The 13,486-nt window shown below is 66.0% G+C and carries 18 protein-coding genes; 3 read left to right on the top strand and 15 right to left on the bottom strand.

Features of this window, described 5'->3' with window-relative positions; all coding sequences use genetic code 11:
• Window positions 1–40: 40 nt before the first annotated feature.
• The 12 genes from AB0L91_RS34365 to AB0L91_RS34310 all read right to left on the bottom strand — a co-directional run bounded on the left by AB0L91_RS34365 (window position 41) and on the right by AB0L91_RS34310 (window position 8,636).
• On the bottom strand, window positions 41–223 hold the full coding sequence (locus tag AB0L91_RS34365) for a hypothetical protein (RefSeq protein WP_365016993.1): 183 nt from the start codon (window positions 221–223) through the stop codon (window positions 41–43).
• The gene (locus AB0L91_RS34360; RefSeq protein ID WP_365016992.1) at window positions 220–1,884 is read right to left on the bottom strand and encodes a DNA cytosine methyltransferase; all 1,665 of its coding nucleotides are present in this window, start codon (window positions 1,882–1,884) and stop codon (window positions 220–222) included. The genes AB0L91_RS34365 and AB0L91_RS34360 overlap by 4 nt, the downstream gene beginning before the upstream one ends.
• A 193-nt stretch (window positions 1,885–2,077) precedes the next feature.
• Window positions 2,078–2,464, bottom strand: coding sequence for a hypothetical protein (locus AB0L91_RS34355; RefSeq protein ID WP_365016990.1), 387 nt, complete (start codon window positions 2,462–2,464; stop codon window positions 2,078–2,080).
• Window positions 2,461–3,036, bottom strand: a complete 576-nt coding sequence (locus AB0L91_RS34350; protein WP_365016988.1) for a hypothetical protein — start codon at window positions 3,034–3,036, stop codon at window positions 2,461–2,463. Before AB0L91_RS34350 ends, AB0L91_RS34355 begins: the two co-directional genes overlap by 4 nt.
• Window positions 3,033–3,947: a hypothetical protein gene (locus AB0L91_RS34345; RefSeq protein WP_365016986.1), complete on the bottom strand. Its 915-nt coding sequence runs from the start codon at window positions 3,945–3,947 to the stop codon at window positions 3,033–3,035. The genes AB0L91_RS34350 and AB0L91_RS34345 overlap by 4 nt, the downstream gene beginning before the upstream one ends.
• A gap of 28 nt (window positions 3,948–3,975) precedes the next feature.
• The gene (locus AB0L91_RS34340; RefSeq protein WP_365016985.1) at window positions 3,976–4,725 is read right to left on the bottom strand and encodes a hypothetical protein; all 750 of its coding nucleotides are present in this window, start codon (window positions 4,723–4,725) and stop codon (window positions 3,976–3,978) included.
• Window positions 4,722–5,633, bottom strand: a complete 912-nt coding sequence (locus AB0L91_RS34335) for a hypothetical protein (protein ID WP_365016983.1) — start codon at window positions 5,631–5,633, stop codon at window positions 4,722–4,724. Before AB0L91_RS34335 ends, AB0L91_RS34340 begins: the two co-directional genes overlap by 4 nt.
• Entirely contained in the window at window positions 5,630–6,325 is a 696-nt protein-coding gene (locus AB0L91_RS34330) for an exonuclease domain-containing protein (protein ID WP_365016981.1), read from the bottom strand. The genes AB0L91_RS34335 and AB0L91_RS34330 overlap by 4 nt, the downstream gene beginning before the upstream one ends.
• Window positions 6,318–6,560, bottom strand: coding sequence for a hypothetical protein (locus AB0L91_RS34325; RefSeq protein WP_365016979.1), 243 nt, complete (start codon window positions 6,558–6,560; stop codon window positions 6,318–6,320). Before AB0L91_RS34325 ends, AB0L91_RS34330 begins: the two co-directional genes overlap by 8 nt.
• Complete coding sequence (gene recT / locus AB0L91_RS34320) at window positions 6,560–7,495, bottom strand: recombination protein RecT (protein WP_365016977.1); 936 nt, start codon at window positions 7,493–7,495, stop codon at window positions 6,560–6,562. Before recT ends, AB0L91_RS34325 begins: the two co-directional genes overlap by 1 nt.
• A 2-nt stretch (window positions 7,496–7,497) precedes the next feature.
• Window positions 7,498–8,490, bottom strand: a complete 993-nt coding sequence (locus AB0L91_RS34315; protein WP_365016976.1) for a YqaJ viral recombinase family protein — start codon at window positions 8,488–8,490, stop codon at window positions 7,498–7,500.
• The gene (locus AB0L91_RS34310; protein WP_365016975.1) at window positions 8,487–8,636 is read right to left on the bottom strand and encodes a hypothetical protein; all 150 of its coding nucleotides are present in this window, start codon (window positions 8,634–8,636) and stop codon (window positions 8,487–8,489) included. The genes AB0L91_RS34315 and AB0L91_RS34310 overlap by 4 nt, the downstream gene beginning before the upstream one ends.
• Window positions 8,637–8,956: 320 nt before the next feature.
• Between AB0L91_RS34310 and AB0L91_RS34305 the strand changes: the two genes are divergently transcribed.
• Window positions 8,957–9,451: a hypothetical protein gene (locus AB0L91_RS34305; protein ID WP_365016974.1), complete on the top strand. Its 495-nt coding sequence runs from the start codon at window positions 8,957–8,959 to the stop codon at window positions 9,449–9,451.
• A gap of 67 nt (window positions 9,452–9,518) precedes the next feature.
• Here the strand turns inward: AB0L91_RS34305 and AB0L91_RS34300 are convergent, their stop codons facing one another.
• Complete coding sequence (locus tag AB0L91_RS34300; RefSeq protein WP_365016973.1) at window positions 9,519–9,956, bottom strand: hypothetical protein; 438 nt, start codon at window positions 9,954–9,956, stop codon at window positions 9,519–9,521.
• 364 nt (window positions 9,957–10,320) lie between these two features.
• Here AB0L91_RS34300 and AB0L91_RS34295 point away from each other — a divergent pair, with 364 nt between their 5' ends.
• Entirely contained in the window at window positions 10,321–10,632 is a 312-nt protein-coding gene (locus AB0L91_RS34295) for a helix-turn-helix transcriptional regulator (RefSeq protein ID WP_365016971.1), read from the top strand.
• Window positions 10,633–10,705: 73 nt separating this feature from the next.
• Window positions 10,706–11,383, top strand: a complete 678-nt coding sequence (locus AB0L91_RS34290) for a hypothetical protein (protein ID WP_365016969.1) — start codon at window positions 10,706–10,708, stop codon at window positions 11,381–11,383.
• 492 nt (window positions 11,384–11,875) lie between these two features.
• Here AB0L91_RS34290 and AB0L91_RS34285 read toward each other — a convergent pair whose 3' ends face one another.
• Window positions 11,876–13,138, bottom strand: coding sequence for a site-specific integrase (locus AB0L91_RS34285; RefSeq protein ID WP_365016968.1), 1,263 nt, complete (start codon window positions 13,136–13,138; stop codon window positions 11,876–11,878).
• Window positions 13,135–13,380 carry a helix-turn-helix domain-containing protein gene (locus AB0L91_RS34280; protein ID WP_365016967.1) on the bottom strand — a complete coding sequence of 82 codons (246 nt, stop codon included), beginning with the start codon at window positions 13,378–13,380 and terminating at the stop codon, window positions 13,135–13,137. Before AB0L91_RS34280 ends, AB0L91_RS34285 begins: the two co-directional genes overlap by 4 nt.
• Window positions 13,381–13,486: the final 106 nt, after the last annotated feature.

Here is a 13,486-nt window from a genome sequence, read left to right as displayed (position 1 = left end):
TCGAAGCCATTCATAAATGCGCACATCTACATTCCACCGTTCATGTCAAACCCGACACGACGAGTCCGATGAGGCCGACGATCGGGCCACCGAGGAGCGCGCCCGCCAGGGAGCCGGCGAACGCCGACCACCCGAACCGGCGCGCTTCCTCGGTCGGCGCGGTGTACGCACAGAACGCGAGCGCCAGCAGCCAGCCCGCGGCGAACATCAGCGGCGGGATCATGCCGCGACCTCTTCCTGGTGGAAGCTGACGCGCAGCCGGCGCCCGATCCACTCCCCCACAGCAGGCGACACGGCGTTGCCGTAGCCGTCGACCTGATTGCGGGCGCTTCCCCACACCTTGAACGTGCCCTTGTGGCCGGGCCGGTCCGGATCGAAACCGCACCCGACACCGACTTCGGGCGCCCGCAGCATGCGGAAGTAGCAGTCCTCGAGCGAGATGTTCGCCAGCGCGGCAGCCCATTCCGCCGTGAGCAGACCGGGGACCTGTTCGCTGGTGATGGTCGGGATCGCTTCGAACCCGAGCGCGGGCCGGGTGTTCTTGCGGAACGGGATGATCCCGGAGACGAGGCCGAGCGTTTCGGACCCGGCCTGTGTCGGCAACGGCGCGTCGACGCCGCGGGGGGCGCCCTGATAGTTGGTGACCGACGCGAACAGCAGCGCCCGGTTTTCGGTGGCGGTGACGGTGTCCATCGGGCGCGTGATGTGCTGGCCGTCGCCGTTGTGGCGGTGCGCGAACATCACGGTCCCGGTCGACAGGATCCCGGTCTCCTGCTGGCTGGTCTGCGTCGCCATCGGCTGACCGAGCAGCCGCTCGACACCATGCGCAGCCTTCGCCGGCATCAACACGGCCGGGTATTCGGCGAACCGTTGGCGGCAGCGTTCCGCGCGCGCCATCGTCGCCGGCGCGAGCGGGCTCAAAACCTCCTGGTCACCGACCTTGAACGTCTTCAACGGCCGGTCACCGATCCGTGAACCCAGATCGGACAGATCCAGCGCTTCCAACGACGGCGTCATCGGCGGCACAACTTCACGCCTGCAGCGCGGGCACCGGTAGTTGTACTGGGTGCCGTAGCGGACAGCACCGGTCGGCGGGACACCAGTCTTCCACGACCACACCGCCTCGACCGCGTCGTCGCAGGACGCGCACCACGACAACGGGCAGTGATCCAGGTCCGGGGCGGGCATGTGCTTCTGCCAGAACACGATGTACAGCCGATCCCTGGACTGCGGCACGCCGAAGAACATGCTGTTGAGCCGGAGCTCGCGGAACTCGTAGTCGAGGTTGCCGAACTGGCGCAGCCACCACCGGTACGTGGAGCCGTCACCGACCTTCTGGCGGCCGGGAATCGCAGGACCCCACGACACCAGCTCGGTGGTGCACTCGACCAGGATCATGCGCGGCCGATGCTGGTCGGCGTAGTGCAGGACACAGTTCGCGGTCGCACGGTCCCGCTCGGAACGGGTGACACGCTCATCGAAATCCGGGTCGTCCAGGTCGAACAGGCTGGCGCCCTGCTCGTACGCTTTCTGGGTGTTGGCCTGCGAGTGGTTCACGCAGGAGACGCCGGCGACGAGCAGGTCGGCCGCGGGCAGATCGCGGGCGGAGTGGTAGTCCGACGATTCCGGGTCGACCAGGTCAGCGATCCAGTGTTCGGCGTGCGGGTGGTTCGCTTCGTGGATCTCGACTTTGTACTTGCGGTGGTTCGCGGCCATGATCGTCAGGAACCCCGCGGCCTCGATGCCCTTGGTGAGTCCGCCGAATCCGGAGAACAGGTCGACGGCGACGAGTTCGTCGTGCTTGTAGCGACGTTTGCGAGTGGCGGGCCGGTGGGTGGCGGTGCGTGGGCGGTTGGGTGCTTTCCGGATCGTTGGTGCGCTCATCGGTGACCGCCCAGGTTCGCCGTAGCCGTCACGGGGTAACCATCCCCCTGTCAAACACTCGTTCGACCGTCAGCGTGTCCGCCAGGCGGGCGCACGGCCGTCCCGCGTCCACGGTCTGGGCCGCAGCAGAACAACGAACCGACTGCAAGCATCTGCGTCCCATGTACACAGTTTTGTCGGCTAACGGTCTTGTTCATGCCGCGGCAGCCTTTCGGGTGAGTCGGGAAACGCAGGGAATGCGAGCTTCGAGGCCGGTGGCCGCGATGCACGTGTGTCCGGCGGGTGCTTCGCAGGTGGGGCAGTCTTCGTTGATGGCGCCGGTGAGGGTGTAGCTGGGCATGACGGCGCGGCTGCGGGTCGGTGTGGGTGCGGGGTTGTTGCGTGCCTGGATGTCGTTGGCGATGTCGAGGATTTCGCTGGCTGACGGCAGGAATGCGTTGGCGCGCTGGTGGATGTGGAGGGCTTCGCGGGCGAGGTCGGGGTCGAGGTGGCCGATGGTGTCGCCCCAGTGCCGGGTGGCGGTTTCGGTGGCGCCGATCCCGGTTTCTTCCAGGATCGCGACGATGTCAAACCGGTTCATGAGGCGGCCTTTTCGATGGAGAAGATGTCGGTGACGCGGAACATTGCGGCGAGTTCACGTCGTCGGTCGCGGTGGGTGACCGCGGCCTTCTTGGCTTGGGTGACGCGGGCTTTGAACTCGGCCATTTCGGCGTCGGTGAGGTCGTGGACCGCGGTGCGACCGAGTGCGAGCGACAACGCGATGTCGCGGGAGAGCCGGTGGGCCCGCTGCGGGGTGAGTCCCATCTCCTGGAGGAGGTGGTTCGCCATCTCCATTTCGGTGATGCGTTCCTGGGGCAGTTGGGCGAGGACTTCGCGGCGGGCGCTGTGGGCGTGGGCGATGATCAGGTCCGGGGTGGGTCGGAACGGGTCTGGTGGTTCGGATCGGTTGTCGGCGCGGGCTTGGCTGACTTTGGTGTGGTGGGCGCGGGCGTGGTTGACGCCGGCGAGGAGGTCTTCGATCGGCAGTCCGGCGCGGGCGAACTGGTCGGCCCAGGCTTCGACGGCGGCGGGTCCGACTTTCGGGAACCACAGGTCGTTGCCCTGGAGGTTGTCGATGATGGCGCGGGCGGCGTCGATGGGGTCGATGGTCATGCGGTGGCGCTCCAATCGGGGGCAGCGGGCAGGGCCGCGGGTTCGGCGTCGACGATTTGCAGGAGCGGCGACTGGCTGGGGGTGGCGTGTTTGCGCCGGAGTTCGTCGAAGATGGCGGCCTGGTCGCGGGCTTTGCGGTCGGATGCGGCGAGGGGTGTGGCGACGGCGAGGGGCGCGCGGCGGGCTTTGACGGCGTCGTCGACGAGGTGCCGGAACAGGCCGATGCGGGCGTCGGGGCGTGACATCCACGTTTCGAGGCCGGCGGCGATGTCGTCGGCGTCGACTCCGGCGTGGAGCATCGCGGCGGCCTGGATGGCGAGTTCGGTGCGGGTGGGCTGCGAGAGGCCCTGCGTGGGGGTGCGGACGATCTTCCAGCCGTCGGGCGGCACCGTCGGGCCGGTGGCCTCGTCGGCGGATGCGCGCCGCGGTTCGTCGGTCGCGTCCGCGTTACTTACGTAAGCAGCACTAGGTACGTAAGTAGTGCTCTTTTCTTCTCTACTCTCCTCTAGGGGCGTGACGTCACGTGACTTGTCACGTGACATGGCTTCGGTTGCTGCGGCCTTCTTTTCGCGGGCCTTCCGCTGCCGTTCCCGGTCGCTCTTGCGACGTTCCAGCAGGTCATCGCCGCTTCCGTTCCATTCGGCCCACGCTTTGAATCGGTAGCCGGGGATTTGATTGCCGCTGGCGTCGGTGTCAGATTCGACCCAAATTCCGGCCTCGATCAGCTCCGAAACTCGACGCGAAACCGACCGAATTCCGAACGTTTTCAGTGCACTTTTCGGCACGAACCCGCGTGTCTCGGCGTTGCCGCAGTAGGCGAGGGCGCGGGTGAAGAGGCGCTCCGCGTCGGGGTGTGCGCTGTTGATGGCGGGGTCGAGGTAGTACGTCGACGACAGCCAGACGGCTTTCAACGGGTGTCCCTCCTCTCGGTCGTGGGGCTCAGTGGGCGGCTTTGCGTTGCCGGTAGCGGCGGGTGGCGTTGGCACTGCAGGTCTTGCAGTGGCGGACGCCGTCAGCTCGGTAGCCGGGGTTGTCGGTGGTGAACCGGTGGCCGTGTCGGCAGTGGGTGGTGACGCCGGCGAGGACGGCGCGGGTGGTGGCTGTCGGGGTTCGCCTGGGCGCTTTCCAGTCGGGGGTGGCGGTGGGGTCGTCGATGTCGTGGAGCTCCCACTCGATCGGTGGGGGCCAGTTCGCGTTCAGCGCGCGGCGCCGCGCGATCGGTGAGGGTCCTGGTGTTCCGGACAGCTGCCGGTAGGTGTTGTCGATGGCCACCCAGGTTGCTCGGGTGACGTAGTTGCGTCGGAGCGCGACGTACAGGTGCGACTCGTTGAGGCCAGCGTGAGCGGCGATCTCGAAGACCGGCCAGCCGATCGCGTTGAGCGCTTGGACGCGGCGGACCATGCCGATCGCGAGGGCCAGTTTCTGGGCGGGGTGGGAGCGGAAGGTGACGGCCAGGATCCGGCGTTCCAGGTCGGCGTCGAGTTGCCGGTTGCGGTTGTCGCGGATCGCGACGAGACCTTCCCGGCTGCAACCGGCTGCGTCGGCGATCATTTGGTTGGTGAGGCCGAGGCCGAGCAGGTGGTGGATGTGGTTGCGGGCGCGGGTCGGGTCGACACGGAAGACTTCGCCGCGGGCGGCACGCATCCGCCACAACTTGTTCTGGCGGGACCTCGGCAGGATCGTGGTCATGCTGCCGCCTCCTTGCGGAGCTCGCGCCGGCGGCGCACGAGGGCTTGGTCAGCGCCATCGGTGCTGATGTTGAGAGCTGCAGCGAGACGTGCGCGCAGCCAGCCGTGGGCGATGGCGTGGTCGATGACCGCGGCGCGCTCCGGGCCGCGGAGCGGATCCGCATCCGGGTGGATATGACGGCCTTCGATGATGCGCTGCAGCAGGACCTCGTCAACGACGTCGGCTACATGTTCCACATCGAGGAGCGGCACGCTGTCTGGGTGATCGATGTCGATGCCTTCCCAGGCCATTGGGGATGCCCAGGACCGCTTCTCAGCCCACGTGCGGGCCCGCTTGTCTGAGCCTGGGTGGGCGCTCAACCTTTCGTACAGGTCGGCGATCTGGCGCCAACGGGCGTATGTGATTCGCGGATGGCTCCCGATCTTGGCTATCAGTTCGCGCTTGTCGCCAGCCTCTTTGGCGATGGCACCGAGGGACCAGCCGATGGCCTGGAGGGCCCGGATCCTGCGGACGGCGCCGACTGCTAGGACGTACCGTTGGTGTGGGTGCGGGTGTGGGGTGACAGCCAGCAACCGGTCTGCGGTGTGACGTTGCACGTATGTGCGGTCGCCGCAGGCGATTTCATTGACGGCCATGTGACTGCATCCGGCTGCGGCGGCGATCATCGAATAGTTCATGCCGTAGTTGCACAGCTTGTTCACGTGCGCTTGCACGATGTGAGCGTCGACGGCCGTGACGACTACGCCTCGCTGGGCGAGGATGTGGCGGCGTTTCTGGTAGAGGCGTTTGTTCGGCGCGGAGACGCGACGGGATTTGACTGTCTCGTCGATTCGTCGTGGCGCGAATCGGACTCCGGGTTCTTCGGCCTGTGCTGGCGCGAGGGCTACAGCGTGGAGCCAGTTGTTCATGCTGCTTCGCTTTCGGTGGCGGCCGAGTCGATCGGCCATTCGGTGCGCACGTCGGAGTGGTCACGGTCGTTGCGCCGGAGGTAGTCGCGGAAGCGGTGGGCTTCTTCGCGGTACCAGTGGGTTTGGCGTTCCATCAGCTGGTCGGCGGTGTAGTCCGCGAGGTACGGGTGGACGCGCGGGAGCTTCCAGGCGAGCCGGGCCGCGGCGAGTGCGTCTGCTTCGGCGTCGTGCGCGTCGTCCAGGCGCATTCCGTAATGGATCATCACCGCGGACAACTTCCGGGAGCCCTTGCGGAACCGGTCGACCTGTTTGTCGAGGACGAACGGGTCGACCACCAGGCCGGCGACTTGGAATGTCGGGTCCTGCGTGGCGATCAACGTCAGGTCGAAAGACCCGTTGTAGATCGCCAGCGCACGCCCTTCGCGCCATACGGCCTGCAGCTCGGCTACCACTTCGGCGACGACCTCGTCGTGGGGGCGGCCGTGCTTCTGGACGTATTCGTCGCCGTATCCGTGAATCTCGGTCGCGGCGGGCGGGATCGGGATGCCGGGGTTGGCGACCCAGTGGCGGCGTGTGACGTCGCCGCCGTCGATCCGGAGCACGCACGCTGTGACGATCCGCGCGGTGCGCGGGTCGGGCGAGGTGGTCTCCAGATCGAAGGCGGCCAACGGCATCTCGGTCCAGCTAGTCATCGTCGGCGGCATCCATTGCCTCGGCGGCGTCCGCGAGCGACTGACCAGGCTTGATGTAGGCCGCCCTGTAGCCGTCGTGCCGGTTGACGTAGCGCAGCGCCTTGGTCTCGTCGTCGCCGAAGGAGACGACCTCGTAGCAGTCGCCGCCCTGGCCTTCTCGCTTCCCCGAGATCGGGTAAACGAGCCACACGCCGTCGCAATCGAGTGACGCCACGGTCAGGTGATCGCGGCGCACTACTCCCCCTCCGGAAACGGGACGCCGTCGTAGTAGTCGACGGGGGCGTCGGTCACCTGGTCGTCACCCGCGTCGGGCTCGGCGGTCTCGGCGTCGATCACGTTGGGGTCGTCTTCGTCGACTTCGACGTGAATCGGGCGGTCGATCGCCTCGGGGGTGATGTCGACGCGGACGGCTTCGTCGTGCTCGATGGCGCGCGCGAACTCGGTGGACTTGGGCATCCACTTCGACAGCTGCCGGACGCAGGTCTTGTGCGCCATCGACTCGAAGTTGTCACGCCACGGCCCGAACTTGCCCTTGGACTTGGTGTTCTTCTCGCAGTACTCGACCATCTCGTCGTGGGTCATCACCAGGAAGGCGTGGCCGCCACCCTGGAACTTCACGATCGCGTAGTAGGCAACCGGCTTGCCGCGGGTGCCCTTGAGGACCGGCTTGTGGACCAACGAGTCCGCGAGACCGTAGTCGACATCGAAGGTGTCGTTCTCGTAGACGGTGCGCGCGATCAGCGAGGCGATCTTGCCGGAGCGGTGCGCGAGATCGACCAGACCCTGGTAGCCGATCACCAGCTGGGCGACGTGGGCACCCTTGCGCTTGCGGCCCTCGTTGTCGAACCACTCGTGGTCCTTGTTCCAGAACGGCAGCAGCCAGGCGTGGCCGAGGACGCCGGGGCGGAGGCCGAGCTGCGCGCAGCTCATCAGCCCGCCGAGGATGGTGGCCGGGTCGCATTCGGCGAGCTTCGGCGTTTGCCGCAGGCAGGTCAGCGCGTCGCGGACGAGCTGCGCGGCTTCACCGCCCCGCGGCATCGCCAGCTTGAACTGCGACTCCATGTTGCGGATCTGCTGCTGCAGCGAGGGCGGCTGCGACTGCTGCTCTTCCCCGGCCTGCAGGGCGAGGGGCTGATTGGCTTCGATGCGTTCGGTCAGGTTGCGGGCCATGATCAGGCCACCTCTTTCAGGTCGAGGGAAGTGGAGCGGTATTTCGCGTAGACGTCGGGGCGTTCTTCGCGGAGTTCGTGGGTGTCGAGGGCCGACCGGGTGGAGTACTCGGAGAACAGCTCCGGCTCTTCGTCGCGGAACTGCGCGGACCGGAACGGGCCACCCTTAGTGGCGACCCAGACGTCCTCGCCGACGAGCAGCCGGGAGTGGCCGTCCATCAGCGCGCGGATCTTGTTGCCCGCGGCGTCCTTCCGCTTCTTCGCGGCCTTCTCGGCTTCCTGGGCGTTGCGGTACTCGGCGTGCAGGGCACTGATTTCCTGCCGAGTGACCTGCAGGTCTCCCCCGACGAACGGGTGCAGGGCGTCGACGGCATCGCGGTCAGCTTGGGTGCCGGTGATCTGCGGCTCGACGTCGGCGACGACGTTGCCGCGCCAGAACCGGTCGCAGGCAGCGACGCTGAGTTCGACGAGCCGTTCGTTGCGTTCGATGCGCGCAATTTCGAGGTGGTTGCCGCCGATGAGACCCGCGGCGTAGGCGTGGGTCGCGCCGGTGACGTACATGCCGTGGTGCAGCTGGATTTCGGCGTGGTCGGGAATCTGCCCGTCCCACTTGCCTGCCATGAACCACGCGGTGTTCTTCGTCTCCAGCAGCCCGCCGTCGGACAGGATCCCGTCGGGGCTGTACAGCATGTGCGGCCGTTCGATCGACTGCAGCGTCCCGAGCAGCTCGACGGTGAGGCCGAGGCGGTCGCAGGCGACCTGGCGGATGACCGGTTCGAGCGCGCGACCCCAGAACATGGATTCGGTGTCGACGCCGTCGTCGGCGGGTCGGCGGTGGGTCTTGCGGAGCCAGATCGAGTAGGGCGAGTCCCAGTCGACGAGGCCCAGCAGCGCCGACACTTCGGAGGAGCCGATGCCGGCGAGGCGGGCTTCGAGCCATTCGGGGCTGCCGTGCTCGGTGCGTGGGAGTTCGCGGTACAGGCGCGGATCGGTCACAGGGCGCTCCAGTTCGTCAGCCAGGCAACGGCGCCGAAGAATCCGCCGAACGACGCGATGCATGTCCAGACGGCGGCGCGGTCGCCAAGGCTGGTGGGTTTCGCGGTGCGCTGTCGGCGGGGCGCGGTAGATTCGGGATCGGTCATGCTGCGGTCTCCTTTTGCTGTCGCGGTGTGGCCCGCCCGCCTCCCCAGTGCCAGTGGGGGGCGGGCACCCGAACGCAGATGTCATTGCGTTGCCGCAATGACATTACGTTGCATTGCCATGCGAAGCAAGGCCCGTAGCGCCGTGGCGCGTGCTAGCAGCAGGTTTCATCACGACAACGCATCGCAATGGCCTCTGACCGGGTAGGATGCGAAGATGGCGTAGCCGCAGACACGCCGCACGTCACATTGCAATGCCTTTTTTTGCGTCGTCGTGCGCTGTACGATCGCGACGATAGGTATTCGCTCCCGAGAGGCCACCGATGACTGACGCTGCCGTGGACATCCCTCCCACAGAGAGCAGATGGTGGGACTACATCGAGGGCTTGCGCGCCTCGAATGGATTGGAAACCGCGATGGATGTGGCGAAGAAGCTCGACCTGCCGCACTCCACTGTCTATGCCTGGCAGAAGAAGCACCGCGCTAACAGCAATTCCAAGATCGACAGCGAAACGGCGCGGCTCGTCGCGTACACCTTCGAGCGCCCCGTGCTCGAGGTCTTCTTCAATGCCGGACTTCTCGCCCGCGAGGATGTCCCAACCGGCGACAATGCGGCGGCGGCGCCGTTGATGTCGACGGACAACCTCACCGACGATGCGCTGCTACAAGAACTACAGCGGCGCATGAAACAGCTACGGGCCGAGGCGGAGCTGTTGCGCGCCGAGCGCCCGGATTCTGCGAAGCCGGAGGAGACGAAGTCTCGTGGCCGGCGGTCGAGCACGACGCGGGTAGCCCGGAGGCCGGAAGCCCGGTCCTGATGTAGTGAAAGAAGGCCCCTCGCCTACTGGGCGGGGGGCCTTCTTAGTCTCTGTGCTCGGCTGTGCGTTACGCCGCGGCAAGGCGGCGCTTGTGCGCGAGACGCATGATTCGGGCGTGGGCGGCTGCGATTCGGGCCGCCGCGGCGTCGTCTTCGTCAACCAGGATGGACACCGAGGAGTGCCAGTCACCGTCGAGGCCGCGCGCCCAACCCGACTCGGTGGAGGGCTTGTGGACGAACGCGTCGACGGCGTAGTCCCGCAAGGTGTCGGCTTCGTCGTCGGTGAGGCCCTGATCGTGGGGCCAGACGGCGATTCCGCCCTCGGCGTCGACGGAGTGGAAGCCGAGTTCCTTCCACATCTGGTTGTCGCCGTCGATCCAGTACTTCACCGGTCCGTCGCCGGGCTGGACGACGATGCCTAGGTCGTCGAGGTTCGGCGAGGATAGGCCGTCGACGATCGGGATTGGGTCGTAGTCCTGGATGTATGGGTCGGGGCTGAGCGTCATTGATCATCCTTGCTGGTGTTCGCCCGGGGGCTGTATTGCCGGGCGGTTGCGGTTGCTGTGCGCACCTACGCGGGTGCGTGACGCGCGTGGGTCGCGCTAGACCGTGTTTGCGTGCACCAGATCGCCCACCCTCGCGCGTTCTGCCAGGCCCTGGGAGCTGGTCATTTCCCCGACGAAACGACCGTCTCGCACCAAGGCGGATTTATCGGAATGTTGTGCTCTTAAAGCTTTGGTGAGACCCTACTACCAAGAATCTTAGTACCGCAAGCGGTGTTATCGGTTCGTTTGCCAGGTAGGAGTTTGATCGCGTGTCGACCGGGGTAAGGGCCGCTCCATGGGCCCATATTGGGGCTACGGTGTCGTGGTGACGGAAGGCCCGAAGAACATGGACCAGGCGTTAGGGCGAGTGATCGCCAAACACCGGACCGAGACACCGCTGACCCAGGAGGCTATGGCCGAGGTCCTGGAGACCAGCAGCGGACGTGTGAAGAACCTCGAGCAGGGCCGCCAGGCGGTCCCGATGAGCTACCTGTGGGAGTGCGCTGGATTGTTCAGCTGCCAGGTGACCGACCTGGTCGCCGAAGCCGAGGAGTTGCTGAGACAGCGCGGAATCGTACCGACAAGACCACAGCCGAACACCGTTGTTCGCAACATCGGCCGGTCTCTGGGCTTCTGACTGGCGGCCGTAATTCGTTTCCGTGTGGCGAATTTCCGTGCCGCCTCACGTGCGGGTATCTAGACTCCGGCATGTGGTTGGTGTCGGGGTTTTCGCGTTGACTGTCGGTGTCGCGCGGTTGAGCATTTGGCGGTTCCGAAAGAGCTCGCGTCGGTTCACGCTGGCGTTGCTGCTGACCGGGATCGGATTGCTTTTGCCGCCAACAGCATTGGATCCCGATACCTCGAATTTCGGGGTTCGCCTGCTGTACACGGCGTTGGCGGCGCTCGCCTGCGAGCTGTACGGGTGGGTTCTGATAAGCGCGCTTGCCCTGCAGCCGGACGAAACATACAAGCCCTGGTTCGGGCCGGTGGTGTGGTGCTGGAGGGCCATCGTTGCGGCGATGGCCGCGGGGATGCTTTTCCCTGGACTGGCGCCGTTCGGGTCGATAGTGGTCGTGCTGATGGCGATCACTGTCGGCGCGCTCGGCGTGACCACGCTGGTGCAGGTATTTCGGCGCGCGCAAGTGTCGGTGCAGATGGCCGCGGCGGTACTTGTCGGCGGGTGCGGACTTGTTCAGCTCGGATTTGTGACCGTCGCGCTCTGGGGGATGCGGCAGGACCCGGATTGGCTCGCGTCGAATGGAGAACTGGTGTCGACGTTCGTGACTGCCCCGGTTGCGGTGACGGTGACGATCGCCGGCGTGCTGGGTCTGTGGTCGGCGTGGCGCGCCCGCTGCAAGGGCCGTCGGGTGGGCATCGAGAAGTTGTGATCGAGGTGAGGCAACTGACTGGCAACCTGATGAGGCGAGGCAGCGCGATCCGGGGCTTGAGCGGCGGCGGCCAGGCCGTCTACAGGCCGTCAGACACCTCCGACGACCCGTAGACAACCGTAACCAACCGTAGGAAACCCCAAGGTCGCGCAGAAGTTCGGGTGGCGCAAAACGCCAGGACCAGTAACCTTGCCATATGAGATCGAAATGGAAGGATCTCAAAGGTTCCCGGAGCCCTCAAATCCGACGATTGGATAACCCGCAGGTCAGCGCCCTATTTCCGCCTCGTTCGGCGGCCGGTTGGCGCCTGCACCGGACTACGGCCGCAGCTTCAGGCCGTCAATAGGCCGTGAGAGCATCCGTCGACAGGCCGCGAACAGAACTCCCAGGTCACCCCCAAACCCGTCCCCCACCAACACCCGAGACCGGACACGAACAACCGTAGACAACCGAAACCAACCGGCAGCAACCCGGGAGCGGTGGGCTACGGAACTACTCGGCATCGTCGCTGTCCTCGTCCAGGTCGACCGGCCGACCCAGCTGGATCGCCCGCATCGCGACATCGGCCGCACCACGGGCACGGTGATGACTCGACGGCATCATGTGCGCGTAGTACTTCAACGTCACCGACGGATTGTGGTGGCCCAGGTACTCGGCCAGATCATTGATCGACACGCCCTGCTCGAGCAATGTCGACGCATACAGGTGCCGCAACGCGTGCGGCCCATCCACCTTCAGACGTTTCGTCAGCTTCGCGCGCTTGAATGCCGTATCCCAGCCCGCCCCGGTGAATGCCTTCTGGTAATAGGCGAGCCCGGAACTGCGCACCATCAGCAACTCGACGCGCTCTGGACGACCATCCAATGTCCGCCACGGCAATGTCACCACCACCGGCTCGAACAGTTCCATGTATTCGTCGACCTCGTCGAACACCGACTTGCCGACCGGCACCACCCGCGATTTGCCGCCCTTCGGAGGAGAGAACACCAACCCGCCGCCGGGAATCCACCGCACTTGCCGCTGGATATCGACGACCCGTTCGCGGCGCCGGAAATCGGTGGGCGACAGTCCCGATATCTCCCCGATCCGCAATCCGCATCCGACACCGAGCGGGACGGCGATCTTCTGGCGAGGCGGCAGGTGGGTCCAGATCGTGTGAGCTCGGTCAGGCGCCCACGGGATGAGCTTGTTCTGCGTCGGCCGCGGCGGCGTGATCGACTTCGACTTGCACGGGTTCTCCGGCACCATTCGCGCGCGGGTTGCTGCCTCCATGATCGAGGTCAGCATCACGTACAGCTGCGCTTGGTACGACAACTCCAGGCCGCGGCGCGAAAGCCAGGCGAGCCAGTCCTTCACGCCTGCTTCGGTGCACGCGGCGGCGACCGTCGCGTACTTCTTCACGAAGAACGGCACGATGTGCTTGCTGACCGAGCCTTTCACCTTGTCGCGACTCACCGGGTCGGCGGACCGGCCCTTCAACCACTCGTCGATGTGCTCGGAGAACAGCATCTCGCCGATGCGGTGATGCACGTAGGTGCCCGCCAGCAGCGAGATGTCGATCTCCTTCTGGAAGCTCTCGGCCGCCTTCTTCTGCCCGTCCGGGAACGACTCTGACTCCTCAGTGCCGCCAGGCCCGATCCAGCGGACGCGGTACCGCTTGCCCTGACCGAAGCCGGCCTTCTTCTCCCGCCGTTTGCCGCTGCGTGTGGTGGGGTCTGGGACGTCCTTCCACCAGCGGTCTTCGATGTGGCTCATGCCGCGGCGTCCTCGAGCGACTCGATCCAGGCTTCGACAGCGGCGGGTCGCCAGCGCAGGGACTTCCCCATCCGCACCGCCTTCGGCCCGAAGCCCTTGACCCGCCAGTCGTAGATCGTCTGTTCGGGCACTTTCAGGTACGCCGCAAGGTCGGCGATGGTCCAGAGCGGCTGGTTGCCTCGGCCCGCGACAGTCGTTTCGATCGTTGCTGCGGCATCTGGTTGGTTCGTCTTGGTTGGCATTGTTACCCCACTGGCTAGTTGTGGCATTGCATTGCAGTGTAGGCGTTGCAATGCCGAGTCGCTAGCCGTATAGTGAACCAGAGAGCCTGGGCCTCATGGCGTTTAG

This window comes from Nocardia sp. NPDC051833 (genome assembly GCF_040681225.1).
Taxonomy (GTDB): Bacteria; Actinomycetota; Actinomycetes; order Mycobacteriales; family Mycobacteriaceae; genus Nocardia.
This window is presented reverse-complemented; position numbering and strand designations above follow the sequence as displayed.